Annotated in this window: 16 protein-coding genes and 1 riboswitch; of the genes, 6 read left to right on the forward strand and 10 right to left on the reverse strand. The window is 57.6% G+C overall.

Annotated elements, in window-relative coordinates:
* The first annotated feature begins 7 nt into the window (after nucleotides 1-7).
* Entirely contained in the window at nucleotides 8-640 is a 633-nt protein-coding gene (locus ACUZ79_RS00775) for a CatA-like O-acetyltransferase (protein WP_449250402.1), read from the forward strand.
* Nucleotides 641-992: 352 nt separating this feature from the next.
* Here the strand turns inward: ACUZ79_RS00775 and ribB are convergent, their stop codons facing one another.
* From ribB to dsrA, 5 genes are all read right to left on the reverse strand, one after another.
* A complete protein-coding gene (ribB, locus tag ACUZ79_RS00780; protein WP_449250403.1) occupies nucleotides 993-1,664 on the reverse strand; it encodes a 3,4-dihydroxy-2-butanone-4-phosphate synthase in 672 nt (223 codons plus the stop codon).
* 116 nt (nucleotides 1,665-1,780) lie between these two features.
* A riboswitch (FMN riboswitch) is annotated at nucleotides 1,781-1,931 on the reverse strand.
* 81 nt (nucleotides 1,932-2,012) lie between these two features.
* On the reverse strand, nucleotides 2,013-2,588 hold the full coding sequence (gene amrA, locus ACUZ79_RS00785) for an AmmeMemoRadiSam system protein A (RefSeq protein ID WP_449250404.1): 576 nt from the start codon (nucleotides 2,586-2,588) through the stop codon (nucleotides 2,013-2,015).
* Between the two features lie 540 nt (nucleotides 2,589-3,128).
* On the reverse strand, nucleotides 3,129-3,365 hold the full coding sequence (locus ACUZ79_RS00790; protein WP_240825370.1) for a dissimilatory sulfite reductase D family protein: 237 nt from the start codon (nucleotides 3,363-3,365) through the stop codon (nucleotides 3,129-3,131).
* A gap of 60 nt (nucleotides 3,366-3,425) precedes the next feature.
* Complete coding sequence (gene dsrB, locus ACUZ79_RS00795) at nucleotides 3,426-4,571, reverse strand: dissimilatory-type sulfite reductase subunit beta (protein WP_192112559.1); 1,146 nt, start codon at nucleotides 4,569-4,571, stop codon at nucleotides 3,426-3,428.
* A gap of 18 nt (nucleotides 4,572-4,589) precedes the next feature.
* Nucleotides 4,590-5,903 carry a dissimilatory-type sulfite reductase subunit alpha gene (dsrA, locus tag ACUZ79_RS00800; RefSeq protein ID WP_449250405.1) on the reverse strand — a complete coding sequence of 438 codons (1,314 nt, stop codon included), beginning with the start codon at nucleotides 5,901-5,903 and terminating at the stop codon, nucleotides 4,590-4,592.
* Nucleotides 5,904-6,473: 570 nt separating this feature from the next.
* Between dsrA and ACUZ79_RS00805 the strand changes: the two genes are divergently transcribed.
* From ACUZ79_RS00805 to ACUZ79_RS00815, 3 genes are read left to right on the forward strand one after another with little or no spacing between them, the layout of a single operon-like run.
* Nucleotides 6,474-6,743, forward strand: a complete 270-nt coding sequence (locus ACUZ79_RS00805) for a hypothetical protein (RefSeq protein WP_240823190.1) — start codon at nucleotides 6,474-6,476, stop codon at nucleotides 6,741-6,743.
* The gene (locus ACUZ79_RS00810; RefSeq protein WP_240823191.1) at nucleotides 6,740-7,738 is read left to right on the forward strand and encodes a hypothetical protein; all 999 of its coding nucleotides are present in this window, start codon (nucleotides 6,740-6,742) and stop codon (nucleotides 7,736-7,738) included. The genes ACUZ79_RS00805 and ACUZ79_RS00810 overlap by 4 nt, the downstream gene beginning before the upstream one ends.
* Nucleotides 7,729-8,439, forward strand: a complete 711-nt coding sequence (locus ACUZ79_RS00815; protein WP_291444418.1) for a septal ring lytic transglycosylase RlpA family protein — start codon at nucleotides 7,729-7,731, stop codon at nucleotides 8,437-8,439. Before ACUZ79_RS00810 ends, ACUZ79_RS00815 begins: the two co-directional genes overlap by 10 nt.
* Nucleotides 8,440-8,694: 255 nt before the next feature.
* Here ACUZ79_RS00815 and ACUZ79_RS00820 read toward each other — a convergent pair whose 3' ends face one another.
* A complete protein-coding gene (locus ACUZ79_RS00820) occupies nucleotides 8,695-9,717 on the reverse strand; it encodes an NAD-dependent epimerase/dehydratase family protein (RefSeq protein ID WP_449250406.1) in 1,023 nt (340 codons plus the stop codon).
* A gap of 226 nt (nucleotides 9,718-9,943) precedes the next feature.
* Here ACUZ79_RS00820 and ACUZ79_RS00825 point away from each other — a divergent pair, with 226 nt between their 5' ends.
* Both ACUZ79_RS00825 and ACUZ79_RS00830 read left to right on the forward strand, forming a co-directional pair.
* Entirely contained in the window at nucleotides 9,944-11,101 is a 1,158-nt protein-coding gene (locus ACUZ79_RS00825; RefSeq protein WP_449250407.1) for a glycosyltransferase family 4 protein, read from the forward strand.
* The gene (locus ACUZ79_RS00830) at nucleotides 11,098-12,447 is read left to right on the forward strand and encodes a sugar transferase (RefSeq protein ID WP_240823195.1); all 1,350 of its coding nucleotides are present in this window, start codon (nucleotides 11,098-11,100) and stop codon (nucleotides 12,445-12,447) included. The genes ACUZ79_RS00825 and ACUZ79_RS00830 overlap by 4 nt, the downstream gene beginning before the upstream one ends.
* A gap of 89 nt (nucleotides 12,448-12,536) precedes the next feature.
* Here ACUZ79_RS00830 and ACUZ79_RS00835 read toward each other — a convergent pair whose 3' ends face one another.
* The 4 genes from ACUZ79_RS00835 to ACUZ79_RS00850 all read right to left on the reverse strand — a co-directional run bounded on the left by ACUZ79_RS00835 (nucleotide 12,537) and on the right by ACUZ79_RS00850 (nucleotide 19,546).
* Nucleotides 12,537-15,593, reverse strand: a complete 3,057-nt coding sequence (locus ACUZ79_RS00835; protein ID WP_449250408.1) for an EAL domain-containing protein — start codon at nucleotides 15,591-15,593, stop codon at nucleotides 12,537-12,539.
* A gap of 340 nt (nucleotides 15,594-15,933) precedes the next feature.
* Nucleotides 15,934-16,341: a (deoxy)nucleoside triphosphate pyrophosphohydrolase gene (locus ACUZ79_RS00840; protein WP_209818312.1), complete on the reverse strand. Its 408-nt coding sequence runs from the start codon at nucleotides 16,339-16,341 to the stop codon at nucleotides 15,934-15,936.
* A 122-nt stretch (nucleotides 16,342-16,463) separates the two neighbouring features.
* The gene (locus ACUZ79_RS00845) at nucleotides 16,464-18,464 is read right to left on the reverse strand and encodes an ATP-binding cassette domain-containing protein (protein ID WP_449250409.1); all 2,001 of its coding nucleotides are present in this window, start codon (nucleotides 18,462-18,464) and stop codon (nucleotides 16,464-16,466) included.
* Nucleotides 18,461-19,546 (reverse strand): NAD-dependent epimerase/dehydratase family protein, encoded by a 1,086-nt coding sequence (locus ACUZ79_RS00850; protein WP_449252152.1) that lies wholly within the window; start codon nucleotides 19,544-19,546, stop codon nucleotides 18,461-18,463. Before ACUZ79_RS00850 ends, ACUZ79_RS00845 begins: the two co-directional genes overlap by 4 nt.
* Between the last annotated feature and the right edge of the window lie 2 nt (nucleotides 19,547-19,548).

Raw genomic sequence — 19,548 nt, forward strand, 5'->3', positions numbered from 1 at the left:
ATTCATTATGAAATACCTTGATGACTCATGGGAAAGAAACGAGCATTTCAGTTTTTTCCAATCGCGCAGAAACCCATGCTTCAGTGTTTCTTTTTCAGCAAATATTGCAAGGCTGTGTGAAGTAAAAGCTCAGAATGGCTTTCGGCTTACGGATTGTATCTATTTTGCCGCCATGCTCGCCGTTCATGGTGTTGCAGGATTTAGACAGCGCATAGTCAATTTGCGCCCTGCGGAATTTGAACGCATTGATGCGGCGTTTACCTACATCCCCAAGGGCAGAAAACTGCATTGCAACTGCGTTGCGAAATTTGACCCCCAATTTTCCGTCTTCAGCAGCAATATCAGTGCTGCGCGGGCTATTGCCGACCAGAATCCAACGCTTTGCCCCGAGGGCGGCGACGTGCAAAGCTTGATCTACTTTAGCTGCGTGCCAGACATTCCCATACTTTCAGCAACAAATCCTTGGGGTGATCCGTGGATCGACAGCGTGCCCAGAATTCTTTTTGGCAAAAAAGATGACGCAGGGAATGTCACCATTTCCATTGAAGCGCTCCACAGCTTTATTGACGGAATACATCTGGCTGAGTTTTATAAGCTCTTTACACAAATCATCGAATCCCCCCACGAATATTTCAGCTGATCGCGACAGCGCCAGTAAAAAAGATAGCCCGGCTCATTCCATGAACCGGGCTATCTTTTTTTCCATGAGGTCAGACTTGCCTGCGCTATGCGCGAGTGAGCTGCTTAGTATGCGCAGGGAGTCTTTTTCTTATGCTTTGCCGCGCGATGGACTTTGCTAGCTGACCATTGATGGGCGCGCTGCATGATGCACCTTGTTCTCTGGCAATGTGCTTCTTGACTTCCCGCGCGATGGATTTTGTTCGCTGACAAGGAAAGCAGGGCTTTTTGCGCAGGGAGTGTACTTTAATGGTACTCGACCGGAGCAAAAAGCCCTGCTTGACGCTGTCAGCGGGCAAAAGACGCGCGCGGAGCTAGGCACTGGCGGCAAGATGCAGATCACCCATAGCCAACCTCCACGCAGCAATATCTTCCACACTGCACAAAGGCATGTTGTGGGCGCGGGCAAAGCACGCAACTTCGGGCAGGCGGGCCATTTCGCCGTCATCCATGGTCAGCTCGCAAAGTACGCCGCAGGGCTCAAGGCCTGCCATACGCATGAGGTCAACTGTGGCTTCCGTGTGCCCGCGCCGTTCAAGCACGCCGCCGGGGCGTGCCCGCAAGGGGAACACATGGCCGGGGCGGCGCAGATGGGCTGGCTTGGCATCGGGCGCTGCGGCGGCCTTGATGGTGGCGACGCGGTCAGCGGCGGAAACACCCGTGGTAACGCCCGTGGCTGCCTCAATGGTGACGGTAAAGGCAGTTCCCTGCGTGTTGGTGTTGTGGTCGGTCATCATGGGCAGGTCAAGATGCTGCACATGATCGTCCGTGAGGCACAGGCAGACAATGCCGCTGCAATGCCGGATCAGCATAGCCATCTGCGGCACCGTAATATGCTGCGCGCTGAAAATGAGGTCGCCTTCGTTTTCGCGGTTTTCGTCATCCACAACGCAAACGCCGCCGCCTTTGCGCAATGAGGCAAGAGCAGCGCGAACACGTTCTTCAGAGGTGCCGAAAGAAGCAAGGGATAATGAGGACTGATGCATTCCGTTCTCCTGTTTCCGGCTTTGTTTGCCGGGAGATGGTGCATCAGGGCGTGGACGGGCCGCAACACAAAGTGCGCCTTCCAATAAAGGACGCACCGCTGCTGTGAGCGGCAAAAAACCGTTCTCTTCCATCCGGACTATAACCGTCGGCTTCGGATTCTCACCGAATCTGCTGACCCCAAACACTGGGCGCTCGCGGGCTGGCGGAAGCCTGCTGGCCGCCGCATCACCGCCGGTGGGGACTTTCACCCCGCCCTGAGAAATCTTGTACAGCTTACACCCCGGAAGAGGCATGTGCAAGCATCAGGTTCAGCTGTCGCTGCCCCCGCGTGATTATGCAGACAGCACTCAGGCCGCAAAGACAGTGGCCTCGTACCAGAACAATTGCGCCCCCGGCAGCTTCCATGAGCCAGGAGCCACACCAGCCTTAAGACACAGATTGTCCAGATACGCCAGTCTATCCCACCCCTGCTCCACGGGCACCTGCGGCAGGAACACGCCGCTGCGCCCCTCGTAGACCAGCACAAGGCCGTGCCGCCCCACCTCCACTGCGTCCGGGCCGGGGCAAGGACTGAGCTCGTCCAGAACGGAAATATCGAGGGCGACATGCGGCCATTCGGCAAGCGTTAACGCGGGGAAACGGGGGTCTGCAAAAGCCGCAGCCTGCGCCATATGCCACACAGTCGCATACAACGGCTCACGCCCCACAATATTGCCAATACAACCGCGAAGCCTCTCACCCATATTCAGGGTTACAAAAGCCCCAAGCGTTCGCCACAGGGCACTTTCTGGTGCAAATTGTCCGGCAGAAGGTTGCGGAGCATCCGTCACGCTTTTTCCTGCCAATCCGGCTTCTATGGACATGCGGGCCTGATGCGACAAAAATTGCTTTTCAGTGTCAGACAGGGAAAATGCAATACTCATTCTGCCTCCCGCGTAACAAACAGGGCGTGAAAGCGAAACAGGGCAGACCCAGCATACAGGTTTACCCGTTCAGCACAGATTGCGGGGAATACCCGCGCAGAGCAAGCCTTTGTGATCAAGAGGGAGAGTGGCTGCTGCCACGTATGCCTTGTGACTTTCAGCTAAGCGTCTGTAGGCCAGCCTGCCGTTGCGCTTTAAGCAAAGCCGAAGCCGGAGGAGCATAGGAGTCTCCCTCGGTAAGCAAGAAATGCCACAACTCACGTTGCGGCATAACTTGCTGAGGCTTACACGCAAAGGCTGACGCACCTTGCGAAGGCGCATGCTTCAAGGCATGTCCTTGCCGTTCGAGATAAGAATCCCGACAAATAAACCTGAGGCATTCTGGCGAAATCTGCCAGACGACATCGGCCAGCAGCAGAGGGCAGTCGGCAACAAAGACGCGCTTTTTATGCAGGGAGCGTACACGTGGTGCTCATCCGTAATAAAAAGCGCGTTTTGGCGCAGCCGAAAGCAAAGACACTGGGCCAATGCGGTCTGCTGCTAATCTTCGCCTTCAGCGGCAGACTGCTTGCCCGCGCCCTTCATGCCGTACATGGTGGTGGAACCGGAAGACCAGAATTCCAGCACTTCTTCGTTCACCAGCTTGGTGAGGATTTTCTTCACGTCGCGGGGTCCCTTGTCGGGGAACAAATCAAGGAAGTCCTTGAAGTAGAACTTGGACTTGGATCCAGATTTGCTATTCAGGAATTCAACAACAATGTCTTTGTCGTCAGCCATGGTGAGTCTCCTGTCCCGGCGGCGCAAAAAGCGCCGCCGGGGTTGATAAACAAGCTATACCTAGAACTTGAACTGCGTGCTCTGGCGCCACGTGTAGTAGGCGGGATCACGGAAGTCGTCGATGAGGTGGTGGGTGAATTCAAGGCCGGTCATCTTGAAGAAGGTTTCCCAGCCGATGCGTTCAGCCCAGTCGCCCAGACGTTCGTACTTGTTGGCGTTGGCCGCGTACACTTCAACGATGTGCTTCACGGTCTTGGTCAACGAAGGCCAACGGGGCGGTTCGTTGGGGATGTAACCCACAACGACCTTGGAGAACTTGGGCATGCTGATACGGTTGGAAACCTTGCCGCCAACCATGATGGCAACGCCGTCGCCTTCGCCGTCCGAGATGGGCAGCGCGGGGCACATGGTGTAGCAGTTACCGCAGTACATGCAGCGGTCTTCCTTAATGGCGATGGAGTTCACCTTGTTGCCGTTGTGTTCCACCTTGGTGGGACGCACAGCGGCGGTGGGGCAAGCAGACACGGCCAGGGGAATTTCGCAGAGCTGGTCAGCCCATTCGTGGTCGACCATCGGGGGCTTGCGGTGGATACCCACAAGGCCGATGTCCGAGCAGTGCACGGCGCCGCACATGTTGATGCAGCAGGCAAGCGCGATGCGCACGGGGGCGGGCAGACGCATGGACTTGAAGTCTTCAAACACGGCGTCCATCACGGCCTTAACCGGGCCAGAGGCGTCGGTCGCGGGGGTGTGGCAGTGCACCCAACCCTGGGTGTGCACCATGTTGCTGATGCCAGCGCCAGTGCCGCCCACGGGGAACTTGAACGAGCCACCGTCAAACTTGCGGCTGTTCAGGTCGTCGCGCAGGGCCTTCATGCCGGCTTCGCTGTCCACCATGAATTCAATGTTGTTACGGGTGGTCCAGCGCAGGTAGCCGCCACAGTGCTTGTCGGCGATGTCGCACAGCTCACGGATGTGAGTGATGGACATGGTACGGGTGCCGCCCACGCGGACGGTGTAGCACTTGTCGCCGCTTTCGGCCACGTGCACGAGCACGCCGGGCTCCAGAATTTCGTGATAGAGCCACTTGCCGAAGTTGTTCTTGATCACCGGCGGGAAGTATTCATTATACTTATGGGGTCCGATGTCAGTAATGCGGCCTTCCATCGGTTTTGCGGGATTGTACCCGGAAGAAATAAAAGCCATGTTCTTCTCCCCCTTTGACTAGCGTTGATGGCGTTTGCGGTAAGCAGCAAGGTCACGGGTCCAGCCGCCAGGCACTTCTTCTTCCTTGAAGAAGATGTACGGGTTGGAACGCGGTTCCTTCACATGGTAGGCAGCGGCGGGAGTGTCGGTGACTTCCAGCAGCTTCTGGAACGACAGGCGCTTCATGGTTTCACCCACGCGCTCGCGGTTCTTGCCTTCTTCCATCCACCAGTCCCAAATCTTTTCGATGACTTCTTTCACGTCATCGTAAGGGGCTTCACAGGAAACGAAAGGCACGAGCAGCGAACCCATCTGGGCGCCGTCCACCACGGGGGCCTTGGCGCCCACGAGGATGCTCGCGCCGCGTTCGTCACCGATGTGCAGAGCGCGGGGCATGGTGTTGATGCAGTGCATGCAGCGCACGCAGTCGGCGGTCTTGATGGAAAGCTTGGAGCCGTCCCACTTCATGCACTTGGAGGGGCACAGGTCCACGACTTCCTTCTGGATGTCGAACTTGCCCCAGTCGCGACCGGAGTGAGCGCCGGCGTTGGGGGCGAATTCGCCGCCCACATAGCCCTTCACGGCGTCCTGGTCGATCTTGATGTCGTCCTTCCAGGTACCGACAACGGCAAAGTCGGAACGCGCCATGGCGCACACGCAGCCGTTGGGGCAACCGTCGAACTTGAACTTGAACTTGTAGGGGAAGGCGGGACGGTGCAGTTCGTCCTGATAGTCCATGGTCAGCTGGTAGCACATGTCCTGCGTGTTGTAGCAGGCATATTCGCAGCGCGACTGGCCAAGGCAGGCTTCAGGCGTACGCAGGTTGGAGCCGGAACCACCCAAGTCAACATTCATGTTGTGGGTCAGTTCGTGGAAGATTTCTTCCAGCTGGGGGGTCTGGGTACCGAGCAGCACGATGTCGCCGGTGGAGCCGTGCATGTTGGTCAGACCGGAACCACGCAGATCCCAAATGTCGCACAGGTCGCGCAGGAACTTGCTGTGGTAGTACTTGCCGGAAGGCTGAGCCACACGCATGGTGTGGAAGTGCGCCACGCCGGGGAACATTTCGGGCTGGTCGCAGTAACGGCCGATAACGCCGCCGCCGTAACCGAACACACCCACGATGCCGCCGTGCTTCCAGTGTGTTTCCATTTCGTTGTAGGAAAGCTCAAGCACACCCAGAAGGTCTTCAGGGCAGTCCACAGGGATCTGATAATCAAGACCCTTGGGATTCTGGGCCCGATAGGCCGCCTCCTGTTTGATGTCGGACACGAAGCTCGGCCAAGGGCCGCTTTCAAGCTGGTCCAACAAGGGGGTTGCATGTTTCGCCATTGCCATACCTCCACATGGTTTGTTTGTATCACGCGCTTGCGTGACGTGCCGGTCAACTGCGGCGATCCGGTGCGGCAATCCGGGGTACAGGCGCGAAATCGCTGCCCGTGCATGGCGGGATACTCCCCCCAGCACACGCATGAAGGTAAAACCTGCATGCGCCCGCCCCGTAAAATCGGGACGCCCCAAGGGATCGCGGATAACGGACGTGCAAGGGCCACCGACCGTCAGGCCGCAACGCGGTCAAAACACTGATTAGCCCATTTTCCACTTAATGACAACCGGGGCGGCATGATATACGCAAAAGGCGCAAGAATACCCGGCGATCAAGGCTTTGCGACACAATGCACGTGAGCACAGCATGCCAAAATCATTACTTTAGGCGAGGCGCGCAGGCATTTTTTTACGTAAAAAAGCAACTTTTTTCTTAAATATTGTACTATTTTTCACAACAATGCCGCACAGCCTTGGCAAAGTGCTTTCTTGCGCGTATGATCAAAATGGAATGTGCGGATGCGCCGCACCAACAAAGGCCTCGCATGGCCCATATCCGCAAGGGTTATCATTATAATGAAAGACGAACTTGGACTGTACTATCACCCGCAGGCGGGCAATGCCCTCTCGCGCGTCTACGTGCGCCGCGGGCCTGACGGCGAGGTTGAATTTCGCCTCTGGCGCGCCGACCATCCCGAAGTGTGGGAACGTCACCCATGGCTGAGCATGGCTGTGGTGCGCAGTGCCGCGCGCATGTATCAGCAAGAACGCAATGCCGACTCTGACCCCCTGCTGCTGTACGACATCGCCGTGGCCCGTGCCCTTCTCCAGGAGGACGAAGCGTGAACGGACGCTGGCTGCTGGCCAACCGCGATTTTCTCGTGCGCGATCTGGTGCGCGACTATTGCACCGTTTACAGCCTGCTGGCCGACCAACGCCGCCGTTTTGACGTGGACGGAGCCGTTTCTTACACGGCCTTGCGCGACCTTTTGGGCGAGGCCATGCGCAAGGGCGTTTTCTGGCGGCTCAAGGATACGGCCCATCACCTTTTCCGCAACAGCCCCGGCATAGAGGCCATGGCCCCCGGCGGCATGCCGCCGCTGGAGTTGCTGTTGCCGGAAGAACCCGCCGATGACAACGGCAATACTGCAGAGATGGCGCAGATCACTGCCCTGCGCCGCCATGCGGACAATGTGCTGCCCGGTGGCGCTCATGCCCAGAAGGCTTTTGAAACTCTCATTGACTGGTGCATCGGCTATGCCTTTCACGAATGCGCCAAACTGAAGGAAGACGCCTTTCAGGGCCAACACTACGCCAATCGTCTTATACAAATTTCGCGCAGGCCCGGGGTCACGGCAGACATGTACAACCCCTTGCGCGGCCTTGGCGGCCAAACTTCTGAAAGCTCCTCACGCGAACTGTCGCGCATCATGCACGTTCTGGCCCACGGGCTGCGGCTTCTCACGAGCTATCTGGCGGTCGAACGGCACAACGCCCATCTGGCGCGCTGGCTTGCCACCGAGGAAGACTTTGCCCGCCAGGTCTTTGGCGCAGGTTACGAGCACCTCCTGGCTTCGCTCTTCGGCAATGACAGGGAGCGCCTCTACCTTCTGGCTGCCAGGGATTTTCTCAATGCTGGCCGCCGCAACCCTGCGCTGGCCCTGCTCGCCCGAGCACGCGATCGTGGCAGTCTGGGGCAGGAAGGCCTTGCCCTGCTGCATGAACTGGAATGCGCCGCCGCGTCTGAGGCCGACTGTTCCGGCCTGTGCGCCGCCTGCGGCAAAAAGAACACACTCCCCTGCCTGCCCTATCTGAGCGGTCAGGGGCGCGGATGTGCATGACGGTCAGACCGCTCCTTGTTTTTCTTGTTGCCCTGCTTTGCGCCGCGCTTTTGAGTGGCTGCGGTTCACGCTCCTGGCGTAAGGGCGGGGTTCCCGGCAGCCGCCCTTATACAGTGCGCGGCAAGACCTACTATCCCCTCAAGTCAGCCAACGGTTTTGTGGAAGAAGGCACGGCCTCATGGTACGGGCCCGGGTTCCACGGCAAAACTACTGCCAATGGCGAGACCTACAATCAGTATGCCATGACGGCGGCCCACAAGCTGCTGCCGCTGGGCACCAAGGTACGCGTCACCCATATGGGCAACGGGCGCTCCATCATTGTGCGCGTCAACGACCGTGGGCCTTTTGTGGACGACCGAGTCATTGACCTCTCCCGCGCTGCGGCCAGCCGCCTGAATATCCTTGGCCCCGGAACGGCGCGGGTGCGCATTCAAAGTATGGGCGGCGTTGAACGCATGAAAGAAGACGGCGACCTCACCGGGGCTTTTTATGTGCAGGTTGGGGCATTTGCCGACAGAGTGAACGCCGACAACCTCATCAATATCCTTTCCCAGACCGGCAAACGCGGACGCCTCATATACGGCAGCAACAACATGTGGAATGTGCAGGTGGGGCCGTGGCCCGATTCTTTCGGAGCGCAGCAAGAGCTTGATATTTTCCGCGCCATGTATCCCGGCGCTTTTGTAGTGGGCGACAATTAGGGACAGTGTATAATTGTTCTTTTGCCCTCTGGCTGCGTCAGAAAGCCTTTTTTACTCCGGTCGAGTACTCTCATGTACACTCCTTCGTAAAAAAGGCTTATCTTCCTTGCCAGAGAACAAAAAAATCAATTATACATTGTCCCTAAACAATTTTTGCGGCAACCGCTCCTGCGCAGCTTTCAAATTAACTCTAGTCTTGGACAACAAAAAACCCCGCTTGCGCGGGGTTTCATATTTCTGGAATGTGGCTGGCTGCTACAGGTTGGCTGCGTACCAGTCGCCAGCAAGGCGCAGGCCCTGGCGCACGTCAAACTGGGGGCCGTAGCCCAGCAGCTTTTCCGCGCGGCTGATATCGGCAAGGGAGTGCCGCACATCGCCAGCGCGGAAGTCGCGATGCACGCATTCGGCGGTCATGACTTCGGGCTTGTGGCGGGCCACTTCTTCCTTGATGAGGTCAAAAAGCTCATTCAGGGTGGTGCGCTGGCCAAAGGCCACGTTGTAAATCTTGTTGGTGGCTTCGCCCTGGGCAAAGCTGGCAAGCAGATTGGCCTGCACAACGTTGTCGATATAGCAGAAGTCGCGGCTGGTTTCGCCATCGCCGTTCACAAAAACGGTTTCCTTCTTGATAAGGCTGGCGAACCACTGGGGAATAACAGCGGCATACGCGCCGTAAGGATCCTGACGCTGGCCGAACACGTTGAAATACCGCAGGCCAACACTGGAAAAGCCATAGCAGCGGTTGAACACGTCTGCATACAGTTCGTCCACGTACTTGGTGACAGCATAAGGGGAAAGCGGGCTGCCGATCTTGTCTTCCACCTTGGGGAGTTCGGGCGAATCACCGTAGGTGGAGGAAGACGCGGCGTACACAAAGCTCTTCACGCCCGCATCGCGCGCTGCCACAAGCATGTGCAGATAACCGGTGATATTGCAGCTGTTGGACAACAACGGGTCGTCAATGGAACGCGGCACAGAACCAAGGGCCGCTTCGTGCAGAACATGCTGCACGCCCTTGCAGGCGGCGTGGCAGGTGTCGATATCGCGAATGTCGCCTTCGATGAAGCTAAACCGACTCCACGCTTCTGGGCCAACGATGTCGCGCACCATGTCCAGATTTTTCTGGTAGCCGGTAAGAAAGTTGTCCAGACCAACCACGGTCTGCCCAAGTTTCAGCAGATGTTCCAGCAGGTTGGAGCCAATAAAGCCCGCAACGCCGGTGATAAGCCAACGCGAAGGCTGGGCAGTCATGGATTTGGTAAGATCGGAATACGCGCTCATTTTTGCGTCCTGTTTTCAGATTTCCGGCCTGCGCCAAGGCATACTCCCGGGCAGCAGAACCATCCCTCTTTTACCCTGTAGCAGCGCGACTGTAAAGCCGCAGCGGCCTGCGCCGCCTATATATGCAAAAGCTTCTGCCCTTTTCATAACACGGTTGTAGTGCTATAGGCTTGCGCATGCGACACAAGCCCGCAGGGCAAGCGCCGAACAAGGGAGAGCGCCGAGCATGAAGATCATTGTTCTGGGCAACCAGACCAAAGCCATGAGCAACTTCTGGAGTGTATTGATCCGGCACATGCGCAAGGCCGGGCACGAGGTAGTTTGCTGCGCCCCGCCAGGCGATGCCGATGCTGAAGCAGCACTGGCCGCTCAGGGCGCGCGCCTGCGACACTATTCGCTGGACAGAAAGGGGTTGAACCCCCTGAGCGACCTGCGCACCACGCGTGAGCTGTTCCGCCTTTTCAGGGACGAAAAGCCGGACCTGCTTTTCGCCTCCACCATCAAGCCTGTGATCTACGGCTGCATGGCGGCGAGAGCGGCTGGGGTTCCCCACGTTTATGCCACCATCACCGGCCTTGGTTATGCCTTTGAGGCTGATTCCTTCTTCAAGAAATGCGTCAACCTTCTGGGCCGCCTGCTCTACCGCGTGGCGCTTTCGGGCGCGGAAGGCGTTTTTTTTCAGAATCAGGACGACATACAGGTTTTCCGCCAATCGGGCATCCTCGGGCGCAATGCGCGCGTGCTTACGGCGCGCGGCACCGGAGTGGATACCAAGCGCTTTGCCCCCAGCCCTTTCCCCAACTATTCCGCCGATGGCCATCTGAGCGGGTCGCCCGTTTTTCTGCTGGTGGCGCGGCTGCTTGAAGCCAAGGGTTTGCCGGAATATGCTGAAGCCGCACGGTTGCTCAAGGCCCGGTACCCTGATGCCCGCTTTCAGGTGCTCGGCCCGCCGGAAAAAGGCCTTGGCAGCGTGAGCATGGAACAGATGGATGCATGGCAGAATCAGGGCTGCATAGAATACCTTGGTGAAACACGCGATGTGCGCCCCTATGTGGCTGCCGCCCATGTGCTTGTGCTGCCCTCTTGGCGCGAGGGAACACCGACCTCTATTATGGAGGGAATGAGCATGGGCCGCCCCGCAGTGGTCACTGACGCCCCCGGCTGCCGCGAGGTTGTGCGCAACGGCGTCAACGGCTATCTTGTGCCGATACGCAACCCGCAGGCGCTGGCAGGCGCCATGGAATCCTTTATCACCAACCCTGAAAGCATTGCCCGCATGGGACAGGCCGGGCGCGAACTGGCCCTGAGTGAATTTGACGCAGAAAAAGTGGCAGCGCGCATTCTTGTAGACATGCGTGCGCCCGCCATTGAGGATACCCTATGATAAGCACATACCGCATGGCCATGATGCAGGTTCTGGATCTGATATGCATTTTGCTGGCTCTCAGCATTTCCGGCTTTCTGACGGTCGAATCCGATCTGAGCATTTTTCACGACTATACGGGCGCTACGCTCTTTACCATCTTCTTTTACATGCTCTTTTTTTACATCCTTGATGCGTACAGCGTTGGCAACGAGGACTTCAAGGAAACCGTGGGGCGTGTGCTGGTAGCCTGCCTGCTAGGCATTGTCTCTTCGGCTACTGCATCCTATGCCTTTCAGCACTGGCGTTTTGACCGCGAAACCGTGGCCATGCTTTTTGCCCTTTCTCTGGCCTTTTCACTGGGCTGGCGCTGGATTTACCACCTCAATGCCGAAAGGCTCACCCATCCGCTGCGCATTTTGCTGGTAGGGGTGGACCGCGCGGGCAAGGTGCGCCAGTTGCTGGCAGAGGGCCTGCCCAAGGCCGAGATTCTTGGCTATGTCGGCGAGCGCGATCAGGGGCCGGATGCCGGGCCCTGCCTTGGTGCCCCCTTCATGGCACTGGACATTGCCAAAGAAAAACAGGCGACCATGATCCTGTTGCTGCCTGACGCGCCCATTGACGACGACATCGCCCATGATCTGCTGGAAGCAAAGTTGCGCGGCAGCATGGTGGTGGATATCCGCAGTTTCTACGAGCACGTGGTGCAGCGCCTGCCACTCTCGCAGATCAACGATGAGTGGCTGTTGCAGACCGAAGGCTTTTCGCTGAACACGCGCGGCTCGTTGCGCAGGCTCAAGCGCGCCCTCGATGTGCTGATTTCATTGCTCCTGCTCATTCCCGCAGCACCCATCATGCTGCTGACCGCCATTGTGGTACGGCTGGAATCGCCCGGCCCGGTCATTTACAAACAGGATCGCGTGGGCCTTTTTGAAAAGGAATTTACGGTCTACAAGTTCCGCTCCATGCGCGCCGATGCTGAAAAGAACGGAGCCGTATGGGCCAGCGCCCATGATGCGCGCGTGACAAGGTTCGGCAAGTTCATCCGCAAGGTGCGCATAGACGAACTGCCCCAGATATGGAACATCCTGAAGGGCGACATGAGCTTCATCGGCCCGCGCCCCGAGCGTATGGCCTTTGTGACCAAGCTCAAGGAAACCATCCCCTACTACAGCCTGCGGCATACGGTTAAACCCGGTCTCACCGGCTGGGCGCAGGTGTGCTATCCCTACGGCGCGTCAGAAGACGATGCCCGCCGCAAACTGGAATACGACCTGTATTACATCAAGAACATGTCCATTCTCCTGGATATAAATATCGTGTTCAAGACGGTCGGCGTTGTGCTCTTCCCCAAGGGAGCACGATAGTCCGAGACTGAAAGCGCATAGCAACTAAAATGACAAAAGCCCCGCTGGATAATCCTGCGGGGCTTTTTACGGCCTTGAAAAAAGGGGAACTAAGCCATTACTTCCGCGATACTTTCAGCGGAACTTCTCAGATAGGTTGCAAAATCGCTGCCGCTGAGCGCCTGCGAAAAGATATACCCCTGAATGAGACTGCAACCATTTTCTGCCAAGAAATCAATCTGCTCCCTCGTTTCAACCCCTTCGGCTACTGTTGCCATGCCAAGACCGGAGGCGAGAGTCAGCACGGTTTTGACAAGTTCGTTGGAGGCATTGAGCGGTGCGTTAATGCCGTCAATGAATGACTTGTCGATTTTCAGGCTGGCGATGGGCATGGTGTGCAGGTAGTACAACGATGAATACCCGGTTCCAAAGTCATCCAGATATATCTGTATTCCCTGCTCGCTCAACGCCGCTATGGCCCGCGACGCTTCAGCCATATTGGACATAAAGGCCGTTTCGGTTATTTCCATGCCCAGATGCTCGGGGCGCATGTCTTCCCGGCCCAGCACATCCAGCACATCATCCACAAATGTTTCAGCAATGATGCTGCGCCCGGACATGTTCACAGACATATGGACATTCCCCAGGCCCTGCTCCCTCCATTCCCTCTGCTGCCGACACGCCTTGCGCAGTACGTACATGTCGAGCCGCCGCACAAGCCCGGTTTCTTCAGCCAGGGGGATAAACACAGAGGGAGGAATCCACGTGCCGTCAGCGCGCTTCCAGCGCACCAGAGCTTCACAGCCTGCAACTGCGCCGTTGGCGATATCAATCTTGGGCTGGTAGTGCACCTCAAAGGCGGCACTGTCCATGGCGCGGAAAAGCTCAGTTTCCAGCGCCATGCGGTCGTTGGCCGCCACCGTGAGGTCTTCTGTAAAAAACGTGTGCGTGTTCTTGCCCTTGGCCTTGGCTCTGTACATGGCAAGGTCGGCGCTTTGCATCAGAGCCTCCACGGTGGTGCCGTCGCCGGGGTAGCAGGCAATGCCAATGCTCGCGCTAAGATAGATGGAATATTCGTCCACGTAAAAGCAGCGGTTCAACGAATGCAGCACATTGTTTGCCAGGGCCTCAAGCTGGACCTTTCCCTGCGCCTTGCCCACAACAATGACAAATTCATCGCCGCCAGTACGGGCCACGCAGTCATCCTGCCGGGCCAGATACGTCAGACGCTCCGCAGCCTGCCGCAGGAGCTTGTCGCCCAGCGAATGCCCGAAGCTGTCGTTCACCTGCTTGAAGCGGTCAAGGTCGATGAGCAGCACGCCTACCATGCCCCCGGATTCATGCACTTCCTGCATGGCGGCCATGAGCCGCGTTGCCACCAGAGCCTTGTTGGCAAGCCCTGTGAGCAGGTCATGGTTGGCCCTGTAGGCCAGTTCCCTCTCCATTGCCGAGCGTTCTGAAATATCCAGCAGGGAAATGACAGACAGGCCGCTCTCTGGAACTTTTGCACGGGTTACCAGCACATTGATGGTTTTTCCCATGCCGCTCCGGATTTCTGCTTCATATTTTTCACTGCCCCGTGTTGCAGAAGAGCCGAACGACAACGGCGAATGCCCTTCGCCCTTTCCCAGAAATCTACTTATGAAGAGCTTTCCTTCAATCTCGTCCTGTGGCATGCCCACAAGGTTGGAAAATTCCGTATTTGTCAAAAATATCAGCCCGGTGCTGCTGATAACAGCCGTTGCCGTGCCGGTATTCATGAACAGGGTCTTGTACCGCTCTTCTGAACGTTGCAGTTCCTTACGTGTCGTTTCCAGATCCGTTATGTCCACAAACGATTCCAGAAAAATCTCTTCGCCCTTCATCTCAATGGCGCGCACGGATTTGACGATGGTCTTCATGGTGCCGTCCACAGACGTCAGCTGGCCTGCGAGCAGCTCGCCTTTGGGATTGCCCTTGCTCATGGGGCAGAGGTCCACCCCTCCGGGGCAGATAAATTCATGGCAGGGCCTGCCCACAATTTCATCAGCGGGCAAGCCGATGAACTGTTGCGCAAACGCATTGATGCTGCGTACTTTCAGGCTGCCCGGTTCAATAGTGATTACGCCAGCCTGAAGAGCATCGAGCGTCTGTTGCAAAAACTTTTCGTTGGATTGCAGGGCGTCGATCATGCTGTTGATCTTCAGGGAAAGGTCAAATATTTCGTCATCACCCTGAATATCAATCTTTTTCAGCGGTTCGCTGCTCTTCTCAATATGCTGCGCCTGCCGCTGCATGGAGAGAATGCGCCTGAGTATCTGCTTTTCTGTAAACACCAAAAATGCAATCAACATGCCCATGCCTGTGACGACAATCAGAATAAAATTCTGCAAAAACATGCGCTTGCCAAGCTGGGCAATTTCCCGGCCTGTCACAAGCCGCAGACAAAAGGCCGCACAGTCAAAAACATCGCGCACCACTGAATATGAATTGATGCTGCCGTCTTCGCGCACTATTTTGAAGGCGTTCATATCATCCGCAGCCACGGGCAGGCTGTTGAACGCTTCCACCGGCAGCACGGTAAAACGCAGCAGGGTATCGTGTTCCACATCCTTTATAAAATCCGCATCAATGGCGCGGGTCATGAAAACCACACCGTTGGCGGGCAGGAGCATGGCCGTATCGCGTATTTTCTGGGCCGCAATAATGTGTGGCACAGAACCAAGCATAATGATCCCTGCAAGGCCTTCTTCTGAACTGCCCTCAAGCCTGTTGACCAGTTGCGCGTAAAGACGTTGCGCCTCGTCTGCAAGATCAGGCTTGCGCCAGTCCGCATCATCTTCAACCATGTGAACATTTGCGGCATCTCTGCTGACATAGGCAATGGACGACAGATTCAACTTTGCCAGCATCTGCTGCCGCAGGTTGGTTCGGGCAAATTCATCATTATTGTCTTGTATGAACCTGTAGGCATCATCCCAACATGCCCAGTCCACCGCGATATGGCTTAGCTGTGTTTCCTGCGCATGGATGTGGTTGCGCAGTTGTTTCATTTTTTCGGCGGAACTGTTGCTCTCAATGGCATCCACGCCGCGCACCACCACCAATTCGGACGTGACATAGGAAATAAGCACGAACAGCCCGACTATGGCGGCGCACACAATAAAGGAAAGCTGCTTTATACGCATAGATCACCTGCCCGGTGTGCGGGCCTGCCAAGGCAAGCCACCTGAGCGACATGCGAGGCTGCACGCCAACAGCGTGTGGGAAGGGATAAAATGATGCGGCCGGGCTTGCAGGGCGTAGCCCGCCGTTCCGCTGTCAGCATTCGCATAGCCTCTCCCGAATTTTTTGGAAAAAGCAGTGAGCAGTGGCGGTTTCGATAAATACTGATCTCAGGCTACCTTTTTGCGGAGAACTTTTCCACCGCCCGTTGCACCCTAATTTCCCTGCCCATAAAAAAAGCCCGCCATAGGCGGGCCGAAACCAAAAATATTTACTGCGCAGTGGATGCACATCACAAAATTATCAAAGAATGCTCGGTTGCCTCGCTATGAGTTCTTCAAGCACCACGGCATCGGCAGGCAAAAAGCCGAGGGCAAAGGCTTCCTGCGGCTCGACCCACCGTAGATTTTGCCCTTCTTCGCCACAGGGTTCGCCCACAAATTCGGTGACATGAAAAAAATACAGCCGAACACTAAAGCCGCGCTCCACATACTCATGGTCAAGGCTTTTCCAGAACACGGCCTGACGCACGCCCACGCCAAGCTCTTCAGCCAGTTCGCGTTTGAGGGCGTCTTCGGGACTTTCCCCGGCTTCGAGCTTGCCGCCGGGAAACTCCCAGTACCCTTCAAGAGGCTTGTCGCTGAGGCGCTGGCTGGCCAGAAACCTCTTGCCCCGCCAGATGATGCCCGCAGCTACTTCTATATGTTGCATGCCACTCTCCACACCGGGCGCGCGGCCCTGGAGCAGTTTTTGGGTGAAAACGTATTTATACTATTGCACCAAGCTGTTACGTCACGCAACGCCTTTGTGGGGGTGCCAGCAAAACCTGTCGGTCAATCCTGCTCCACGTTCCACTTCTCCCGCACAGCCGTCATGCCTTCTTCAAGTGTGGTCATTTCTTCCAGAATGGCTTCGCTACGCTGTTTGCACGATTCAAAGGTCTTGAGCAGATCGCTGGAACGGGCGTGGTCGGCGTACACATCCGGGTCGGCCAGCTGGCCTTCCACAAGGGCTTGCTGGTCAAGCACCGAGGCAAGCTCTGTTTCCAGTGCTTCGTAACGGCTTTGCAGGGGCTTCAGCTCCTTGTGCAGAGCATTGCGCCTGTCGGCCTGCTCGCGTTTGATGCGCTTCTGTTCATCGCGCGACAAAGGCTGCGCGGCGGGCGCGTCCGCCTGCCGGGCGTTGTTGCCCGATGCATTGGCGACACTCTGGGGGTTTTCGCCCAAACCGTTCTGACGGGCACGGCGGTTCTCGTCGTACGAGGCAAAATCGGGGAATATGGTCAGCCCGTTTTCGTTGAGTTCCCACGCTTCAGCCCCGACCTGCGAAAGCAGCCAGCGGTCATGCGCCACCATGAGCAGGGTGCCGTTAAACTTCTGTAGCGCGCTCACCAGGGCTTCGCGGCTTTCGAGGTCAAGATGGTTGGTGGGTTCGTCCAGCAGCAGAAAATTGCAGCGCTTCAAAAACAGCGTTGCCAGCACAAGGCGGCTTTTTTCGCCGCCTGAAAGGGCGCTCACCTGCCGTTCAAAATAATCCTGCCCCAGCATGAAGAGCCCGAGAACGCTCATCAGTTCTTCTTCAGTGGTGCGCGGATCTGAAAGACGGCGGATCTCGCCAAGCACCGTGGTATCGCCCCGCAAGGTGTCCATCTGATGCTGGGTATAGTAGCCCATGCGCATTTGCGATGCTGTAACCACATTGCCGCCGCACCGCTCCAGCGTACCGGCCAGCAGCTTGAGCAAGGTGGACTTGCCGCAGCCGTTGTGCCCCACCAGCGCCACCCGCTGCCCACGGAACAGGGTCAGGGTCAGGGGCGGCCACATGGTTTTGCCGTCGCCAAAATGAAATTCCAGATCCGCGGCGGACAGAACAATCTTTTCTGAATGCGGAGCTTCGGGCCAGCTGAAATTCAGCTCTTTGCGCTTGGGTTCCGGCCTGTAGTCTTCCAGCTCTTTTTCGAGCTTTTTAGCCATCTTCATCCGGGAACCCGCCTGACGGGCCTTGGTGGCCTTGGCGCGAAAACGCTCCACAAAGGCCATCTTGCGGTCAAGGTCTTCCTTGAGGGCGCGGGCTTCACGCTCACGCTGGGCGTTGTATTCGTCCTGAAGCGTCAGAAACTGCGTGTAGGTGGCCTTGCGGAACACGGGCTTGGACAGCCCGAGGTAGAGAACGTGGGTGCCGACATTGTCCATGAACACACGGTCATGGGCTACAAACACCAGCGCGCCGCTGAAGTCCATGAGAAAGGATTCCAGCCACTCCACGGCTTCCACGTCGAGATGGTTGGTGGGTTCGTCCAGCAGCAGCACATCGGCGCCGGCGGTAAGCACGCGGGCCAGCTTGGCGCGCTCGCGCCAGCCGCCGGAGAGTTCGCGCAAGGTGCGGTTCCACTTGTTTTCGGCAAAGCCCAGCCCGGAAAGGACGGCCTTGGCCCGGTGCTCGGGATTGTAACCGTAAAGAGCCTCAAGCTCGCCCTGACGGTGCATCAGGGAGGTCAGACGAGACTCGTCCTTGCTGGCGGCGGCTTCTTCCCATTCGGCCCAAAAATCGCTCCAGTCGTGCAGCACGTCCAGCACATAGGTCAGCAGCGGCGTTTCAAGGGATGCCTCTGAAAGCTCCTGCTCCACAAAACCCAGACGGCAGCCACGCGGCAGAATTACCCGCCCGCCGTCAGGGCTTTCCACCCCGGCCAAAAGGCGCAGCAAGGTGGATTTGCCTGTACCGTTGGGTCCGCAAACGCACAGCCGCACGCCGGAATCCACTTCCAGCGAGAAGTTGCTGAGAATGTCCCGTCCGCCAAATGCCTTGGAAAGTTCCTGTATGGTGATCTTCACAACCAGCCCTCGCGGCGGTAGCCGTCGATGGCTTCGGTCATGCCTGCCTCAAGGCTCACGCGCGGCGCAAAGCCCAGTTCGCGGCAGATGCGGCTGTTGTCGCACAGCCACCCGGCCTGACGGGCTTCACGGTATTTGTCCAGATTCCAGGCCGGGGCGCGCCGCAGCCCACGCCCCAAAAGGCGGCGGGACACGGCATCGGCAGCCACGGCAAAGGCCGTGGACAGCCCGGCAGTACAAGCCATGACAGGCAAAGGCATGCGAACTATGCGCACGCAGCGGGGTGCGCGGCCAAGGGCCTTGTCCACCGCTGCGCCCATGACCCGGCAAAAGCCGGACATGGTATAGGCCTCGCCGTCACTCAGATGATACACGCCGCTGGCTTCGGGCCTGCAAGCGCACAGCACGGCCTGGGCCATGTCGTCCGCATGTAGGGCGCTGACCGGAAATTCACGCCCGGAGCCAGGACTCACGGCCACATGGGCACGCATAACCCCCTGAAATACTGGCAGTAGCCCCTTGTCGCCCGAGCCATAGATGATGGGGGGGCGCAGTGTTACGAGGCTTTGCCCAAGAGCGCGCCCAAGTACCTGCTCTGTCAGCATTTTTGACCAGCCATAGGCGGAAACCGGCGCAGGCGGCGTGGCATCGTCCACACCGGGGGCCGTGCCGGAAGGGCCGGTTGCCGCGAGGCTTGAAACCAGCACAAAACGAAAGTCCGCACCCAGCTTTCCCTCTCGGGAAAGGCTTGTAATGGCGTCGGCCATGCTGCGGGCGGCAAGGGCGTTGGCCCGCAGATAATCCTGCCAGCCAAGGCCAAAAAGCAGGGCCGCCATGTGAATGACCACATCCTTGCCGTGCAGGGCTTCTGCAAGCCCCTGCCCCGTGCTCAGATCGGCCTGGACTGTTTCCACGCCCGCAGGCAGATGCCCGGTGCGCGAGGCAGCCCGAGTGAGGCAGGTGACCTGCGCTCCGGCTTCCAGCAGTTGCGGCAGCAGATGCCGCCCCACAAAACCAGTGCCGCCCGTAAGCAGCACTTTTTTACCCGCCAGATGCGGCGTATATACGGCGCTTTCAGTCATGG

The organism is Desulfovibrio faecalis, assembly GCF_053570625.1.